At 56.7% G+C, this 16,653-nt stretch carries 13 protein-coding genes (1 of these 13 cut by a window edge); 4 read left to right on the top strand and 9 right to left on the bottom strand.

Going from position 1 to position 16,653, the window contains the following annotated elements; all coding sequences use genetic code 11:
* Window positions 1–77: 77 nt before the first annotated feature.
* The 5 genes from QTO31_RS00080 to QTO31_RS00060 all read right to left on the bottom strand — a co-directional run bounded on the left by QTO31_RS00080 (window position 78) and on the right by QTO31_RS00060 (window position 7,499).
* Window positions 78–1,223 carry a glycosyltransferase gene (locus QTO31_RS00080; protein ID WP_301427702.1) on the bottom strand — a complete coding sequence of 382 codons (1,146 nt, stop codon included), beginning with the start codon at window positions 1,221–1,223 and terminating at the stop codon, window positions 78–80.
* A 75-nt stretch (window positions 1,224–1,298) separates the two neighbouring features.
* Complete coding sequence (locus QTO31_RS00075; RefSeq protein WP_031457946.1) at window positions 1,299–2,663, bottom strand: MFS transporter; 1,365 nt, start codon at window positions 2,661–2,663, stop codon at window positions 1,299–1,301.
* A gap of 45 nt (window positions 2,664–2,708) precedes the next feature.
* Window positions 2,709–3,959: a M24 family metallopeptidase gene (locus tag QTO31_RS00070; RefSeq protein WP_301427701.1), complete on the bottom strand. Its 1,251-nt coding sequence runs from the start codon at window positions 3,957–3,959 to the stop codon at window positions 2,709–2,711.
* 42 nt (window positions 3,960–4,001) lie between these two features.
* On the bottom strand, window positions 4,002–6,470 hold the full coding sequence (locus QTO31_RS00065; protein ID WP_301427700.1) for a PAS domain S-box protein: 2,469 nt from the start codon (window positions 6,468–6,470) through the stop codon (window positions 4,002–4,004).
* A 252-nt stretch (window positions 6,471–6,722) separates the two neighbouring features.
* Window positions 6,723–7,499, bottom strand: coding sequence for an enoyl-CoA hydratase-related protein (locus QTO31_RS00060; protein ID WP_301427699.1), 777 nt, complete (start codon window positions 7,497–7,499; stop codon window positions 6,723–6,725).
* A gap of 204 nt (window positions 7,500–7,703) precedes the next feature.
* Here QTO31_RS00060 and QTO31_RS00055 point away from each other — a divergent pair, with 204 nt between their 5' ends.
* On the top strand, window positions 7,704–8,408 hold the full coding sequence (locus tag QTO31_RS00055) for a metal-dependent transcriptional regulator (RefSeq protein ID WP_031457942.1): 705 nt from the start codon (window positions 7,704–7,706) through the stop codon (window positions 8,406–8,408).
* A 212-nt stretch (window positions 8,409–8,620) separates the two neighbouring features.
* Here QTO31_RS00055 and QTO31_RS00050 read toward each other — a convergent pair whose 3' ends face one another.
* On the bottom strand, window positions 8,621–9,388 hold the full coding sequence (locus QTO31_RS00050; protein WP_301427698.1) for an IclR family transcriptional regulator: 768 nt from the start codon (window positions 9,386–9,388) through the stop codon (window positions 8,621–8,623).
* A 99-nt stretch (window positions 9,389–9,487) separates the two neighbouring features.
* Between QTO31_RS00050 and QTO31_RS00045 the strand changes: the two genes are divergently transcribed.
* Window positions 9,488–10,027, top strand: a complete 540-nt coding sequence (locus QTO31_RS00045) for an acyltransferase (RefSeq protein WP_367620624.1) — start codon at window positions 9,488–9,490, stop codon at window positions 10,025–10,027.
* A 94-nt stretch (window positions 10,028–10,121) separates the two neighbouring features.
* Entirely contained in the window at window positions 10,122–10,760 is a 639-nt protein-coding gene (locus QTO31_RS00040) for a DUF1405 domain-containing protein (protein ID WP_031457939.1), read from the top strand.
* A 94-nt stretch (window positions 10,761–10,854) separates the two neighbouring features.
* Here QTO31_RS00040 and menE read toward each other — a convergent pair whose 3' ends face one another.
* Genes menE through menB form a run of 3 tightly spaced genes read right to left on the bottom strand, consistent with a single transcriptional unit; the run spans window position 10,855 to window position 14,096 of the window.
* A complete protein-coding gene (gene menE, locus QTO31_RS00035) occupies window positions 10,855–12,339 on the bottom strand; it encodes an o-succinylbenzoate--CoA ligase (protein ID WP_301427696.1) in 1,485 nt (494 codons plus the stop codon).
* Window positions 12,339–13,247, bottom strand: coding sequence for a 1,4-dihydroxy-2-naphthoate polyprenyltransferase (locus QTO31_RS00030; protein WP_301427695.1), 909 nt, complete (start codon window positions 13,245–13,247; stop codon window positions 12,339–12,341). Before QTO31_RS00030 ends, menE begins: the two co-directional genes overlap by 1 nt.
* A 21-nt stretch (window positions 13,248–13,268) precedes the next feature.
* On the bottom strand, window positions 13,269–14,096 hold the full coding sequence (gene menB, locus QTO31_RS00025; RefSeq protein WP_301427694.1) for a 1,4-dihydroxy-2-naphthoyl-CoA synthase: 828 nt from the start codon (window positions 14,094–14,096) through the stop codon (window positions 13,269–13,271).
* Between the two features lie 378 nt (window positions 14,097–14,474).
* On the opposite strand from menB, the gene QTO31_RS00020 reads away from it, so the two are divergent.
* Window positions 14,475–16,653: the 5' portion of a HEAT repeat domain-containing protein gene (locus QTO31_RS00020; RefSeq protein WP_301427693.1), read on the top strand. The gene runs 1,013 nt beyond the window's last position; 2,179 of the gene's 3,192 nt are visible here — the first part of the coding sequence; it begins with the start codon at window positions 14,475–14,477; its stop codon lies beyond the right edge, outside the window.

Raw genomic sequence — 16,653 nt, 5'->3', positions numbered from 1 at the left:
ATTACTCGCCAACATCTTACTACACTTTACCCGGTTAGATGATACCAAAAGTAGACATAATGTGTCACGATGTATTGCTACGCTGGCAAGAATTGTTGGCCGAGCAGACTCTGTTCAAACTCAAAGAGGCGACCTTCGCGGTGAGCGGTTAAAGCGTCATCGACGAAGGAGCGGAATGCCTTGAGGAAACGTGCGCGGCTAAAGCGTTCGGCGTGGCGACGGAGTGTAAGCGGATCGATCTGATCGGTACGCGAGAGGGCGACGGCAGCGGCCAGGGCGGCAGCAGTCGGCTGGTAGAAGAAGCGTCCGGTCACGCCATCGATCAGCGTTTCGAGTGCGCCACCGGCAGCGTAAGCGATGACCGGTCGGCCCACTGCCAGCACTTCGAGCGGGGTGATACCGAAATCTTCTTCGCCGGGAAAGATGAAGGCACGGCAGCGAGCAAACAGATCGAGGCGCGTAGCTTCATCAACCCAGCCCAAAAATTCGATATTGGGGCCGGCCAGACGTTCAAGACGGGCGCGGTCGCGACCATCACCGAAGATTTTTAAGGGGAGACGGAGATGGTTAAACGCCTCAATCGCCAGTTCCAATCGCTTGTACGGGATCAGACGGCCACCGGCCAGATAAAACTCTTCGGGTGGTTGCGGTTCGTAGGGTGGCAGATCGACCGGTGGCGGAATCACTACTGATGGTCGCCGGTAATAACGGGCGATCCGTCCGGCAACTTCGTGGGAGTTCGCGACAAAGAGATCGACTCGATTCGCACTGACTGTATCCCAGATCCGCAGGTAGTTGAGGATGAACGGTAAGAGCTTGGCTTGGATCCCGTTGATCTGCTCACGGGCTACGTAGTCGTCGGTGCGCCAGGCAAAACGCATCGGCGTATGACAATAACAGATGTGGAGTGCTCGGGGACGCGGAATGACACCCTTGGCAAAAGCGCTCGAACTACTGATAATGAGATCGTAGCCGCTCAGGTCGAATCGCTCGAAAGCGGTGGGGTAGAGCGCGACATAACGCCGAAACTGAGAACGCCATGCCGGCAGGTGTTGCATAAATGAGGTGCGAATATCCCAGTTCTGGTACGTAGCCGGCATTGAAGTGGGATCGAAGATCGACGTGTACACCGGTGCAGCCGGAAAAAGTTCGTGCAGCGCCTCGAGCACCCGCTCAGCACCGCCGTACTGATTAAGATAATCGTGAACGAGAGCGACCCGCATGGTCAGATACCTATCCTACCCGGCCAACTGCCGTTGCCGGATAGGATAGCACAACTTGATACCGACAATGATCGGTCAGGGAGTGGGTGGTAAACTAAACTGACGGCGGAGGGCGAGACTGATGATCGTCATCAACCCCATCGCACCGGTGCAGGCCAGATAGGCAGTGGCGAGGTCAAAAGCATCGGCGATGCTGGCCATAACGGCCACTGCAATTAACGTCCCGATACTAATGGAAATGTTAATCACACTTTGCGCTACACCCCGATCGCCAGCGGCTACCTCTTCAAGTACCAATGCACGCAGCGTACCACCGACGACGATTCCCAGGCCGCTACCCATAATCAATGTCGCCAGCACGAAGAGCCAAAAGGGTGCTGCTGGCAGGCCGAGAAGACCGGTTCCGATCGTTAGTTGACTATAACCACTCAGCATCGCCAGCCGACCACCGATTCGCGGGAGCAAACGACCGGCAATGATGGAGGTGATCGAGGCCAGAAAGACCAGAGGTAACAGGAAGAAACCAGCCTGACTGATCGGTACACCGAAATTGACCGCTACCGAAGTAATGAAAATGATGCTTCCCATGGCAATCCCAGAACCGGCGGCCAGGATATAGACAATCTGTAATTGGCGATTCGTGAAGAGTCGTGGTGGTAACAGCGGGTTTGCGGTACGTTGCTCACGCCACGCTAAGAGTGGTGTCAGCAGCGCCACCAGTAGAAAGAGCCATGGCCAGATGGTGATGCCGAGTAAGCGATCAAGCAGTTGATTGATACCTAACGTTGTACTAACCAGGATTAGCACCAGCAGCAGCAATCCTTGCCAGTCAAAGACCGTATCGGGAGCCGTTTGATGAGCGGTTGTGCGTGGTAACGCACGCCAGCCGAGGAAGATCACCATTGCCGCAACCGGCAAGTTCAGCAGGAAAATCCACTGCCAGTCGGCGACGGCCAGGATCAGCGAAGCCAGAACCGGCCCAACCAGGAACGCCATACCTGAAGTGGCCCCGATCAGACCCAATGCCTTAGCCCGTTCGGCAGATGGGAGGACATCGCCGATCACCGCACTGGCAGTAGGAGTAATACCGCCTGCGCAGATACCTTGAAGCGCTCTTCCGACCAGAACCATCAACAGGTCGTAGGAAAGGGCAATGACCAGCGAGCCGATGGCAAAGCCAAACACATTCAACAGATAGATACTCCGTCGTCCGTAGCGGTCACTCAGACTGGCCATCAACGTTGTGCTGCTCAGCGAGCAGAGGGTGAAGATGATATTCACCAGCACAACCTGGGTGTTATCAATCGCAAAGGCAGCCCGCAATGCCGGAATGATGGGGCCGATAATTGCCGAGTCGAGGGCCGACATAAACACACCGACAAACAGGACAGTCATAATTGCGCGACGGGTATCGGTTTCAGGCACAGCCACTGAAGCCATGAGACCTCCTCCATACAAATGTGCCGCCTATGCTACTCATCGAAATCACTTGATGATATGCAATTGGGTTTGCCGACCGTTCAGCCACTCGATGTTGCCACCAGTCAACACCGCATCTTCTTCTAGCGCAATACGCACTGGTTGATCATCCCATTCTGGTACCGTAGCAACGTTATTCAGTTCAATTGCATAAACCGTGTCATCGGCAAGGGGATAGTCACTGGCGCCGGGGACGCCTTTCTGCATATCCCATAACCCGATTGTAGGGCCGGCTGCATGACCGTGATAGCCAAGTGGATGTGAGTAAATGGACGGCTGTAGACCAACCTGAAGTGCCCGTGCACGGGCCAGGGCCAGCACCTGATTTCCAGTGCGCCCGACCTGCATTTCAGCCAGCAACAGGTCCTGCACCTGGTTGGCCCTGGCCAAGGCCGAGACGAGTCCATCCGGTGGGGATGTTTCACCACGGGCTAATACGTAGGCGTGCTGTTGTTGATCGGTACACAGACCAAGATGACAAAAGCCGACATCGCAATGAAGCAAATCTCCGGGCAAGATACGGTTGCGCGTGGGAGGTTCGGTAAACGGCATACCTCGCGCCTGAATGCTCACTGTCGGCTGGAACCATGCCCGTAAGCCAGCTTCGTGCATCGTCTGACGCAGCCACCAGACAACATCGTCGGTTGTGGTAACGCCGGGAGTGATGACAGTGCGGGAAAAAGCGGTAGCGATCAGGCGATGACCAAGCGCTACCAGTTCGGGGTAGACTGCCAGTTCAGCCGGAATGCGTCGTTCAAGCCAGCCAATGACCAGCGCCTCGGCGTGTACACAACGTTCGGCGTAGGTAGGACCGAGCGCTATCAGTAAGCGTTCGTATTCAGCATGCGATAGACCATCGGCAAGCGCAAACGTTGGCGAGACGTTGATACCAATTCGTTGTGGATGATACTCACCGACAATGCGTGTCAGACAGTCATCTTGCGCTTCATGGTCGGGATTCCAGGCCTGGATATAGAGATCACCGTAGCCATACCGGTCGAGTGTCAGTCGGTCAACGGTACCGTCGGCCCTGCGGGCAAAGATCAGGATAGTCCGTCGTCGTGCATTCATTGCCGGGGCGGGGAGCAGGGTCATGATGACCGGGTCTTCGTTGTATTCGCGGGCGACCACGATCCAGAAGTCTATTCCGCTCTGGGCCATGATGGCGGGTAACAGTGTCGTGAGACGTTCGGCAAGCCATTCATTTTGTAATGCGGCCTGAGCGCGCAGCGAGGCTACAACTGGGCTGATTGTCATATGAATCAAAATCTGGATATGTCAGAAAATAACCTGTGAGTATTATAACGCATGTGAAGACAAAGCGATATTGATTGCTTGCGAGAGGGTATTCATAGTAAATGGTTTGGCCAGGAACGAGACCTTGCCGGTGGCACGTAAATGGGCCGGCACTTCTTGCTGTGAAAATCCACTGGTGAGGATAATGCGGAGCGTTGGAAACTGGGTGAGCAAGGTATCGGCCAATTCATCACCAGTCATGCCAGGCATCGTAAGATCAATCAGGGTCAGCGTAATCTGCTCGCCATACTGACGCATCATAAAAAGGGCTTCATCGCTACTACCGGCCTCATACACGGTGAAGCCGAGGCGGTGAAGCATCCGCTGTGCAACATGGCGCACGGCTGGTTCATCATCAACTACCAACACCGTACTATTGATACCAGCGTTCGTATGCGTTGCCTGAACCGGCGGCACCGATTGCGCTGAAGGCGATGGTTCCTCTGAGGGAGACGCTGAAGGTGCAAGTGGCCAGTAGATGGTGAACGTCGTGCCCTGACCGGGAGCAGTGACAAGCTGGAGGGCACCATGATGAGCACGCACAATGCCATTGACGGTTGCCAGACCAAGCCCTCGTCCGGTAAATTTCGTGCTAAAAAAGGGGTCAAAAATCCGTGCTTTTGTCGTTTCATCCATACCTTGGCCGGTATCCTGTACAGTCAGAGCTGCATACTGACCGGGTGGCTGATCGGCACCGATCTGCATGCTGCTTAACTCATGAGCACACAGTTCGCGCAGGCCGGTAGTTATCGTCACTACCCCTGAACCATTAATCGCTTCAGCGGCGTTGATGGCAAGGTTCATCAGAACCTGACGTACCTGAGCAATATTTGCCTCGATTGGCAATGGCGTAGTGGCCGGAACGAAAACGAGTTCGATGCGATGTGGAATCATACTCCGTAGGAGGTGTTCCATCTCTTCGACCGTTTGTTTCAGGTCGATACGCTGCATCTCGGGCTGGTGGCGACCGGTGTACGTCAGGAGATGATTGGTCAGTTCGGTTGCCCGAAGCGCAGCCTGTTCAATCTGCACCAGCAGGGTGTGCATTGGATGATCGGCAGGAGTTTCACTGAGGGCCAGCGAGACGTTGCCCAGAACACCTACCAACAAGTTATTAAAGTCGTGGGCAATGCCGCCAGCCATTGCTCCCAGACTCTCAAGACGTTGAGCTTCCCGCAACTGTTGTTCAATCCGTTGTCGTTCTAATTCGAGCTGACGTCGTTCGGTAACATCAAGCGCAACACCGGCAACACCGTAGATATTGCCGACGTGGTCGAAGAGAGGGAACTTAATCGTGGTAAATGCCGTCAGTCCATCTGCTGTCCAGCGATCATCGTCGCGCTGAATCGAACGCCGACTTTCAATGACTTCCCGATCAAAAGCCCGGTAATACTCGGCAAGTGCTGGCGGGAACAGGTCTTCGTCAACCTTTCCGATCATATCTTGTGGACGGTAGCCTGCAAAACGGGCCAGCCGTTCATTTACGATCAAGTAGCGTCCGGTCACATCTTTCACAAAGATCAGAGCCGGTATCTGATCGATGATGTCTTGTAACAGTCGGCGCCCGGCTTCGGCTTCTGCTTCGGCAGCACGTTGTGCCGAGAGGTCTTCGATCATGCGCACCAGGAACGTAATTTGACCATTCTCGTTGCGCATTGCAACACAGGTCATCCGTCCATAAACAATATGACCATCTTTATGCAGGTAACGCTTCTCGATGGTGTAGCTATCACGAGTGCCGTTTAGCAGCTCTTGCCACAATACCTGGTCACGTTCACGATCATCGGGGTGGGTACGGTGCAATATCTGCTTGCCAATCAGCTCTTCGCGTTCAAAACCGAGGATAGCGCTTATTGCCCGATTACAATCGATAATCCGCCCGCTCTCGTTGACAATGACGATGCCAAAATGAATCTGATTGAACACCGCAGTAAAGCGTTGCTCGCGTTCGCGTAATGTAGCTGCCAGACGTTGCTCTTCTTCGTGCATGCGCACCCAATCGGTAACGTCGCGATTGAGTTCGCCGATCAACACCAGGCGTTGCAGTGCATCGTAAATTGGGAAATAGGTCGTCTCTGACCAGAACTGTTGATCAATGACTCGCCCTGCAATGTTGGCTTCAGCAGTGTTGTAGAGCGTCGGTGGCATGGTCGTCACCCGACCACGACGTGCTGACTCAAAAGCGGCCACAAAGCCCTGTTTTTGGGCTACCGGATCGTTAAAGATGTTGTACCGTCCTACGACTTCATCAATCGGGGTTGCGACCAGTTGCGCATTCGCCTGATTCATTGCCACCGCCAATCCATCAGGCGCAAAGAGTACCATTGGTAACGGTAATTGATGAAAAAGGGCATCGAATGGGATAGGATGTGCGGCCAAACTTACGGCGACTTGTGCCCGCAAGATGGAAAGTTGCTGACGTAGGATGGCATTTTCGCGTTCGAGTGATCGCAATCGCTCGTGTATATCCATTGAGAGCCTCCTTGAGCATTGCGCTGATCGTTTACACCGTAAGTTGACCCCCAGCAGGAACAACGACCGTATTGTCAGCCTGATGCTGAGCGAGATCCCTCACCTTACCCCAGCCCCCGACCTCTCTTACCAGGGCAAGGACGAGGGCATGGAGCATGTCCGGTCCTTCACCGTGCGCTTCTCCCTTATGAAGGGAACCGGAAGGTAGCGGAAAAGCCTGTAGCCCTTGGAAAGTGTTTTTTGGACACGTTGCTAACGACCGCTGAACTGCGGCGGACGCTTTTCAATGAAGGCCTGCATCCCCTCTTTCTGGTCGGCACTGGCGAAGAGCAGGTAGAAGTTGCGTAACTCGATAGCCAATCCTTCACGGACAGTCGTCTCGGCAGCGGTACGCACCGCTTCTTTCGCCAACTGAACGGCCAGTGGTGATTTGGCAGCGATAGTTTGAGCAATACGGCGTGCCTCATCGAGTAGGCTTTCCGGCGGACAGACGCGATTCACCAGGCCGTGCGCCAGCGCTTCCTGGGCGCTGATGGTTGTACCGGTCAAGATCATTTCCATCGCCCGGTATGGGCCAAGGGCACGGGTCAGGCGCTGGGTACCGCCGGCGCCGGGAATGATGCCTAGATTGATTTCCGGCTGACCAAATTGTGCCGTTTCGCTGGCCAGAATAATATCGCACATCATCGCCAGTTCGCACCCACCACCGAGCGCATAGCCGTTCACTGCGGCAATTACCGGTTTGCGGACTGCGGCAATGCGTGCCCAGCGGGCAATCATACCACTGGTGAGCATATCAATCGGGGTAGCGTTGGCCATTGCTTTGATGTCAGCTCCGGCAGCAAAGGCACGTCCGGCGCCGGTAATAATGATGACGCGAATGTCTTCATTGGCATCACAGGCCTCTAAATGGCGAATAAGATCGTCGATCAGGGCCGGACTAAGCGCATTGAGCGCTTGCGGACGGTTGAGCGTGAGGATCGCAATTGGGCCTTCAATTGAGCTGATAACGAGAGGTGCTTCGTTCACGCCGTTTCTCCTTCTGTCTCATTAAACCACATGCGGATGGTGTCGATAGATTATTCACAAACACGGCGGCTACACCAATGGCACGTTTGTGAAACAAAGGCTCTGACCACGATTGTACCATGCCTGTTGCAGGAAGTAACTGCTTTATGGTACATTGAGGCCATGAAACGCCGAGTTTCTCGCGCCGCCAGAAGGAGACGCGCCTTGACCCCAATTGAAGACCCTAACTTGCCTGGTCGCATTACACCGGCAATTGAAGATTATCTGAAGGCGATCTATCTGCTGCAACAGCAAGTAGGTGCTGTCACCACCACATTGCTCGGTGAGCAGCGCGGTTCGCGTCCGGCATCGGTGACCGGTATGATTAAAAAGCTGGCCGAAATGAACCTGGTGCAGCATACACCATATCAGGGTGTGGTCTTGACCCCTGCCGGTGAGCGAATTGCGTTAGAGGTGATTCGTCATCATCGCTTGCTCGAACTCTATCTGGTTGAAGCGCTCGGCTATAGTTGGGATGAGGTGCATGAAGAGGCTGAACGGCTTGAACATCATATCAGCGAGAAGCTTGAAGCGCGAATTGCCGAACGATTAGGCTTTCCCGATTTTGATCCGCACGGCGATCCGATCCCAGGGATCGATGGGGCGTTACCGACGACACGTGCGATCCGGCTGGCCGATTTACCGCTGCATCAGACGGCGCGTATTGTACGGGTACGTGACCAGGCAGCTGAACGGTTACGTTACCTGGCCGATTTAGGTCTGATTCCAGGGGCGCGGGTTGTGGTGACGGCCAGTGCGCCTTTTGATGGGCCGCTGACGGTACAGGTCGGTAATGCTGATCCAGTCCCGCTTGATCGCCGGTTGGCTCGTACTATCGAGGTAGAGGCCGAAGGTGATGGTGGTGGGTAAGGTCTTCTCGTTGTCTTGATTCCTGGACGATGTTTCATTTGGCATACGGCAATCTCTTGGCGTGACGCACGAGGATCGGTGCGATCCACTGAGTCGTCCCAACGGATACAGAGGCGAGACATTCAGGCGACACGCCGGGGCACGCAGATGACGATGGTTCTTGCGCCGACGTATCAGTATGCCGTCAGCGCAGATAGTTGGTGAAAAGACCCTTATGCTTTTGGCTGATGAAACCCAAGCTGGCGGCTACAGGCCAATGCTGCTTCGCGCACCCGTGGCCCCAGCTCTTCAGCACGGGTACGGTTGAGACGAGTTGACGGCCCGGACAGGCTGATCGCACCAACCACTTGTCCGCGGCGGTCGAAGATTGGTGCTGCTACGCAGCAAACACCCTCTTCGCGTTCTTCATCATCGAGGGCAAAACCACGTTCACGGGCAGTCATTAGCTCGGCTCGCAGATGATCCGGATTCGTGATCGTCTTCTTCGTCCAGCGCTCAAACCGACCCTGGGTCAGATACTGTTCGATTTCAGGGATGGGTAGCGCCGACAAAATCGCTTTCCCGCCACCAGTGCAGTAGAGGGGCGCTCGCTGCCCAACTTCGGTAAACATACGTACCATGTGCGGGCTGGGTATCTGTTCTTGGTAAACGGCTGCATCACCTTGCCGAATGATCAGGTTGCTCGTCTCACCCGTTTCGGCAGTAAGTTTCATCAGCTCGGCACGTGCGATCCGAACGAGATCGAAACGCTTACTGCGGGCAGCCTGGGCAGCAATTTCCAGGAGACGTGGCCCAGGGCCGTAGCGGCGTGTTGTTGGTTCTTGCGTAACATAGCCGCGTGCGGCTAAACTGGCGAGGAGCCGATGAACGGTCGCAATTGGCAGATCGAGCTGTTCACTTAGCTCAGAGACACTCAGATCGTCATCGGCCAGGGCTAACGCTTCTAACACATCGAAGGCGCGGTCAATTGACTGGATCATACGTTTTCCGTTATCCAAAATAGTTTTCCATGGTAGTGTAATAGAAAGTGTGGTTTTTTGCCAGTCATTGGCAAGTTAGGATGAGGCAGCCTGACGATGATGAACACTTCTTCTGATACCGAACTGGTCGATGGCCTTGGTTCAACTGCTACCCGCAAAGCACGTCTCCAAAGTGTTCCTCTCCCTGGGCCACACAATGCGCTCTGGTACTTTCCACAACTGGCCGGAGGCTATCTACGCATTGTACGGAATGCAGCGTTGATCCAACTGGCCCGCTATACACCGTCGCTTTCCCTGAAAAATGTAATCTACCGCTGGCTTGGGGTCAATGTGGCGCCGCACGCCAGTGTTGGGTTGATGGTGATGTTTGACATCTTCTTTCCAGAGGATATTACGCTGGGGGAAAATTGTGTGATTGGGTATAATACGACTATTCTGTGTCACGAAGTGACGCGCCGGGAATGGAAGCGCGGGCCGGTGGTGATCGGCTCTGATGTTACAATTGGGGCGAACTGTACTATTTTGCCGGGTGTGGTGATTGGGGCCGGTGCGACAGTATCGGCAATGAGTCTGGTCAATCGGGATGTGCCACCAGGGGCGTTCGTTGGCGGGGTACCTATTCGTCGTCTGGATCGCTAATGTGTGATCCGCTGTTCCTCGCTTTCTCCATCGAGGATGGTGTGCGGATCCGCTGCGTTTCTCTGCGTAGTCGGTTATTGTCAGTGAGGTTGTTATGGGTCAGGTTCGTCGCTGGATCGACTGGATATATGTGTTTATTACCGGCAACGCTGTGATCTTTTGGGCCTGTATGGTGATAAATATGATTGGCGTTGTCTGGGGTGGGATCGTCTGGTACGGGCCAATGCTAGTCTCTTCACCTGCCTGGGCCTGGATTTTCATTCCTGATTGCCCGGCGGCTGCGCTTTACGCTACCGTCGCCTTCGTTCTGCTCCGTTATCAACGGCCGGTACCGTGGTTTACCGCATTCGCCGCATTCGCCTGCATAAAGTATGGCTTATGGACACTGGCCTTCTGGACGCGCCACTGGCTCGGTGCGGGTACGGTTGAGCCGCTGGAGGTGATGTTGTTCGTTTCGCATATCGGTCTGACATGCGAGGGGGTCTTGCTGGCAACCCGGCTTGGGTGGCTTGGTATGACAGCACGGGCACTCGTAGCTGCATTTTTCAGCCTGTCGATCCTGGTTGACTACGGGCTTGGCTTCCATCCACCGTTGACTCGGTTTGTGACACCGACATTCGCATTGTGGACGGCGGTGATTTTGACCAGCGTTTTGGGATTTTGGTTGACCCGGCCATCGGTCGTGGTGGCGCAGCGTGCCGAGGCGTTGGGGGTACAAGGGTCGCGTGAGTGAGGGGCGGGTGAATCTACCGCAGTGAGTGGCGATGGTTTCACCTATGCATGACCTAATGCAGCCAGAGGTCCGTACTTTTGGGAAACTGAAGTTTTCAGACCCATGCTGAAGGTGATTCGTTGCCTGATCGTTGTGCTCTCGCCTGCAACCACGCTTGTAATTCGTAACGGCGCAGTTTTCCTGCTGCGGTTCGCGGTAGTTCGTCCACGAATACGATGGTACGCGGTACTTTGTAACCCGCTAACCGAGCACGACAGTAAGCGATGAGATCATCGGTCGTGATTGGCTGTCGGCATACTACGGCTGCCACCGGACGTTGACCCCATTCTGGGTCGGGTAGACCAACCACACCGGCTTCGCTCACCGCCGGATGGCTGAGGAGAACCGCTTCAATCTCGGCGGGATAGACATTTTCGCCGCCGGTAATAATGAGGTCACTGCGCCGATCCACGATGTAGAGGTACCCTTCGCTGTCGAGATAGCCCAGATCGCCGGTATGAAACCACTCATCAGGACGGCGTGGCGGAGCGCCAAGATAGCCCGGCGAAATGGTTGGGCCACGGAGACAGATTTCACCGATCTCGCCGGGTGCTGCTATCTGACCAGATGGTGTGATGAGGCGCAATTCGACCGGTAAAAGTGGTTTCCCCGCCGAACCGAGGCGCTGGAGCGCCTCATCCGGCGCGAGTGTTGCGACTTGTGAGGCTGCTTCGCTCATCCCGTAGGTCTGTGTGACTGGAATCCCCCTTTTGGCGCATTGTTCGAGAAGTGTCTGTGGTACCGGGCCGCCACCAAGCAAGACGCAACGCAGGTGAGGTGGAAAAGGCGCCGAGTCGATGGCGAGTAAACGTTGCAGCATCACCGTCACGAGCGAGACAATCGTGATCCGCTGTTCGCTCAGTGCGCGATGCACCAGCGCCGGATCGAAACGTTCATGGAGTACAACTGGCATCGCGTAGATGGCACCGCGTAACAGAATACTCAACCCGCCAACGTGAAAAAGCGGGAGAACCGCCAGCCAGCGATCATCTCCATACAAACCGAGGTTGAGCAGAGAACCAATAGCGTTCCACCAGTGATTACCGGCGGTCAAGATAGCCCCTTTAGGCCGACCGGTTGTGCCCGAAGTGTAGATGATGGTATGGGGTGCATCGAGGTCAACCGGCAGCGCCGGTAGTGGGGGAGTCGCGGTCGATGTCGTCAGTTCTTCCAGCGTAACGATTGGGCAGGTGCCAGCGGCGTCACGAGCCAGGGTCAGCAGATCGCGATCAACGATCAGCAGGGCTGGCGTGCTATCTCGGAGCTGAAACGCCAGTTCGGCTGCGGTTAATCGCGTATTGAGTGGGACCAGCGTGATTCGGGCACGGGGCACAGCGTGGACGACAGCCGCAAATGCGGGCTGGTTATGTGCCAACAAAGCCACTCGTGCGCCGGGTGACACGATCTGTTGCAAATGAGCAGCCACCGTACCGGCCCACCGGTCGAGTTCGGCAAAGGTAAGGATCATACCGGCGCCGATAAGCGCTGGCCGGTGGGGATGGCGCGTTGCTTGTTGAGCCAGCCAGTCTGGAATCTGCATCAGCCGAACAACAATCCAATCGCGAAGAGGACACCAAACAACAGATGCAAGCGACCGGCGCCGACCAGGGCCTTGTTGAGTGCCCGTCCGCGTTCACGGTTAACGAAGTCGATTAGGTTCAGCGCCATCGGTGCTGTCAACCAGGCCAGCAGCGTGAAGGGCGAAGCACCACCCCACATCCAGGCAAGTGGTAGCAAGACAAAGGCACCAATCACTAGGGCTGCAAACTCACTGCGGGCAAAGCGTTCACCAAAGATAACCGCCAGTGTCCGTTTGCCCGCCTTCCGGTCGGTAGGGGCATCACGCAGATTGTTAACGACCAGGATCGCCGTTACCAGCATCGCAATCGGCAGTGCGGCCCATACTGCGACCCAGCGGAACTGACCGGTGTGGGCATAATCGGTACCGATCACGGCAACCAGCCCGAAGAAGATAAAGGTGAACAGATCACCCAACCCGTTATAGCCGAGCGGAAACGGGCCAGCGGTGTAGAGCAATCCGGCTGCAATTGAGAGTAAACCAATCACCAGGATTGGCCAGCCGGCTACCACGATCAAGTAGATACCGCACAACGCGGCCAGTGCAAAAGAGGCCAACGCCGCATTCAGGACAGTACGAGCGGGGAGTAACCCACTCTGAGTAACCCGTGTCGGTCCCAGGCGCTCACTTGTATCGGCTCCTTTTTTGGCGTCAAAATAGTCGTTCGCCAGATTAGTACCAATCTGAATGAATAGTGCACCGAACAGAGCAGCCAGCATCACCAGCGGCTGAAAGGCATCGGCGCTGTAAGCCAGGGCCGAGCCGACCAGCACCGGTACAACGGCGGCCGGTAGCGTTGCCGGACGGCTGGCCATCAACCAGATTTTGAACGGAGACGACGGCGGCGCCTCACTCGCTTTGGTTGTCATACCGTGATTGTCCTGTTACCACTACGGATAGCGGCGGAACCGACGGAAATTAGGTTTGCGCTTTTCAAGGAAAGCCTGCTTACCCTCTTGCGCTTCTTCAGTCAGGTAGTAAAGCAGAGTAGCATCACCGGCCAACTGCTGCAAACCGGCATGGCCGTCGGCAGCAGCATTAATACTCGCCTTGAGCAGACGAATCGCCAGCGGACTCTTTTCCAGAATCTCACGCGCCCACTGCACACCCTCGTCTTCTAGTCGTTCAAGCGGAACTACTGCATTTACCAGCCCCATCTCAAGGGCCTGCTGCGCATTGTATTGCCGACACAGGTACCAGATTTCGCGCGCCTTCTTATCACCAACGATGCGTGCGAGCAGATTAGAGCCATAGCCACCGTCGAAACTCCCCACTTTTGGCCCGGTCTGACCAAAGATCGCGTTGTCGGCAGCAATGGTCAGATCGCAAACGACGTGTAGGACGTGCCCACCCCCGATGGCGTAGCCAGCGACTAGCGCGATCACCGGCTTGGGAATAATCCGAATCAGACGCTGAAGATCAAGGACGTTCAAGCGTGGGATTTGATCCTTACCAACGTAGCCACCGATCCCGCGCACGCTCTGATCGCCGCCAGAGCAGAAGGCTTTATCACCAGCGCCGGTAAACAAGATCACACCGATCCGTTCATCATCACGAGCGTGAGAGAATGCGTCAATCAGCTCATTGATCGTTTCTGGACGAAACGCATTCCGCTTTTCAGGGCGGTTGATCGTAATTTTTGCGATCCCTTCACCAGCCGCATCGTGTTCATAAATGATGTCGGTATAGTCACGAACTTTCACCCACTCAATTGGCATAGTCGTCCTCGCTTTAGTTATCTATCGCTTCTTATTTATAATGTACCACAATTGCTTGCCTCGCTCTATCGCACCAATCTGGGTGTGGCAGGGCACAGCAGCGCAGTGTTCTCACGATGCTCATTACAACGTGATATTGTATAATTATTAGGTGCGTTACCCATCGACAAATCCAATGACGTGACAATGATCCCTCCCGACCTGCACCAGGCCCTGCAACGACTGCACGACGGAACCGATACCCCTGCCGATCTTGAGGTGGTGCGGGCTGCATTGCAGACGCGCCTGATTGCGCTGGCGCCCGCCACCCGCACGGTGACGGTCGGCGGTAACACCGAGGGCACAGTCATCGTGACCGGCGACGGGAACACCGTGCAGGTGTTGCACGGCACCGCCGCTGAAAAATTGCGTCAGATCGAGATCGATGATCTGACCGCACGCTACCTGCGCGCCGTTGCCGACGACTGGCAGTACCTGACCATCACCACCCGCGGCGAAGATCGCCGCCTGCCGCTGGAAGGGGTCTTTTTCATGCTCCAGGCTCGCCCGCGCCCCCAACCGCGACCAACCGACCCGCCATCGCCGGATATCGAACCGACGGAGCAGCGGCTGGCGGATGCGGGACACCCCGATCCGCTCGATGCATCCCGCGCTCCCGATCAGGAGCATGACCGGCGTTCAGGTGACCCCAAAGCCGCCGGGCTACCCCCACCCGTACCGTTGGAGACGGTGCTGCAAACCGACGAGCACCTGGCGATTCTGGGTGAACCGGGTGCCGGGAAGTCAACCGCGCTGCAATTCATCGGTCTGTGTTACGCCCGCGCTGCTACGAGTCAGGCGGTTGAACAGTTGACGATCAAGCGCCCCGCCATCCCCATCCTGCTGCGCTTACAGGTGAGTGCATCCACCATCGTTCAAGCTACACTTCGCACTGCTCTGGTCGCCGAGATTCAAAGTAGGTTAGAGTGTCAGGAGGAAGATGCGGATTGGTTGCTCGACGCATGGCACCAATCGCCCGGTCTGATCATCCTGCTCGATGGGTTGGACGAAGCGCCGGCGGAGGTGCGCCAGTTGGTGCGTGAGCGGATCGAGCGGGCCGCCCGCAGCGGGATCGGTCGGGTCATCCTGACCTCGCGCCTGGCCGGGTTTCTCACCCTGGGCGGGTTGCAGGAATACACGCTCAAACCCTTCGCAGATGCCAGGCAGGAAGCGTTGCCCTACCTGAAGGGATGGCTGCGGGCGCTAAAGCCCGAATGGCAGGCGCAGGTTGAGGAGAAAGCACAGTCCCTGATCGAGCAGATGCAGGCAAGCGCCGCCCTGCGCCGCCTGCTCAACAACCCGCTGCTGCTGCGCCTGAGCGCCCAGCACTACGCCGCAACCGGCGCGATCGCCCGCAGTCGCGCCGACCTGTACCGGCAGTGGGTGGAGGAAGCCTGGCAGCGTGCCCGGCAGCGCGGCGCGTCGGCGCAAGACAAACAACACTATCTGGCAGCGCTCCAGACGCTGGCATGGCACATGCACACCGGCGGCGACACCAGCGCAACCGCCCTGCAAACCGCGCTCCGCAGCGCGGGCCTGGCTACCGATGACCACGCCGCCGCCGATCTGTTGCACCGCCTGCGCGAACAGACCGGACTGCTAGTGCGGCTGAGCGAGGCACACACTGACCGCTACCTCTTCAGCCACATGACCCTGCGCGAGTATCTAGTGGCCATGCGCCTGCTCAACGCCTGGCGGCGGGATGCGCGCCGCACCTGGCGCTTCCTGAAACTGCGGTTGCACCTGCCTGAATGGCGCGAACCGCTCGCGCTGCTCACAGGGTTGCTCGACGAAGCCGATGCCGAACGCCTGCTGACCTGGATCATGCGTGCCCGCTCCCCAGAGGAACGGCGTCTGCGCCGCGACCTGCTGCTGGCGGCTGAACTGGCGATGGAGAACGGGTATACGCAGGTGATGCGAGGAAGACTAGTACCGCGATTGCTGCAGGTGCTGCGTGGTCGGCGGGTAGATGATAGTGTGCTCGGGGCAGCAGCAGTGGCATTAGGGCAGATCAGGGATCCAGCGGCGGTACCGAGGCTGCTAAAGGCGCTGGACGATGCGGATGCGGGGTTGCGCAGGGCAGCGGCTGAAGAATTGGGGGAAATCGGGCATAGAGCAGTGGTACCGAGGCTGCTCAAGGCGCTGGGCGATGCGGATGCGGAGGTGCGCGCAGTAGCAGCGGCGGCGTTGGGGGCGATCAGGGATGGAGCGGCGGTTCCGGGACTGCTTAAGGCGTTGGGCGATGCAGATGCAAAGGTGAGTTGGGTAGCAGCGGCGGCACTAGGAGAGATCGGCGATGCATCAGCCGTGCCGGGACTGCTGGAAACGCTGAGTGATGCGGATTCGAGGTTGAGCGTGGCAGCAGTGGCGGCTTTAGGGTATATCGGCGATGCATCAGCCGTGCCAGGTCTGCTAAAAGCACTGGGCGATGCGGAGTTGCGCAGGGCGGCGGCTGAGGCGTTGGGGCAGATTGGCGCCCCATCTGTACCGGGGCTGCTTAAGGCGCTGGGCGATGCGG

Source organism: Chloroflexus sp. MS-CIW-1 (assembly GCF_030444705.1).
Lineage (GTDB): Bacteria > Chloroflexota > Chloroflexia > Chloroflexales > Chloroflexaceae > Chloroflexus.
This window is presented reverse-complemented; position numbering and strand designations above follow the sequence as displayed.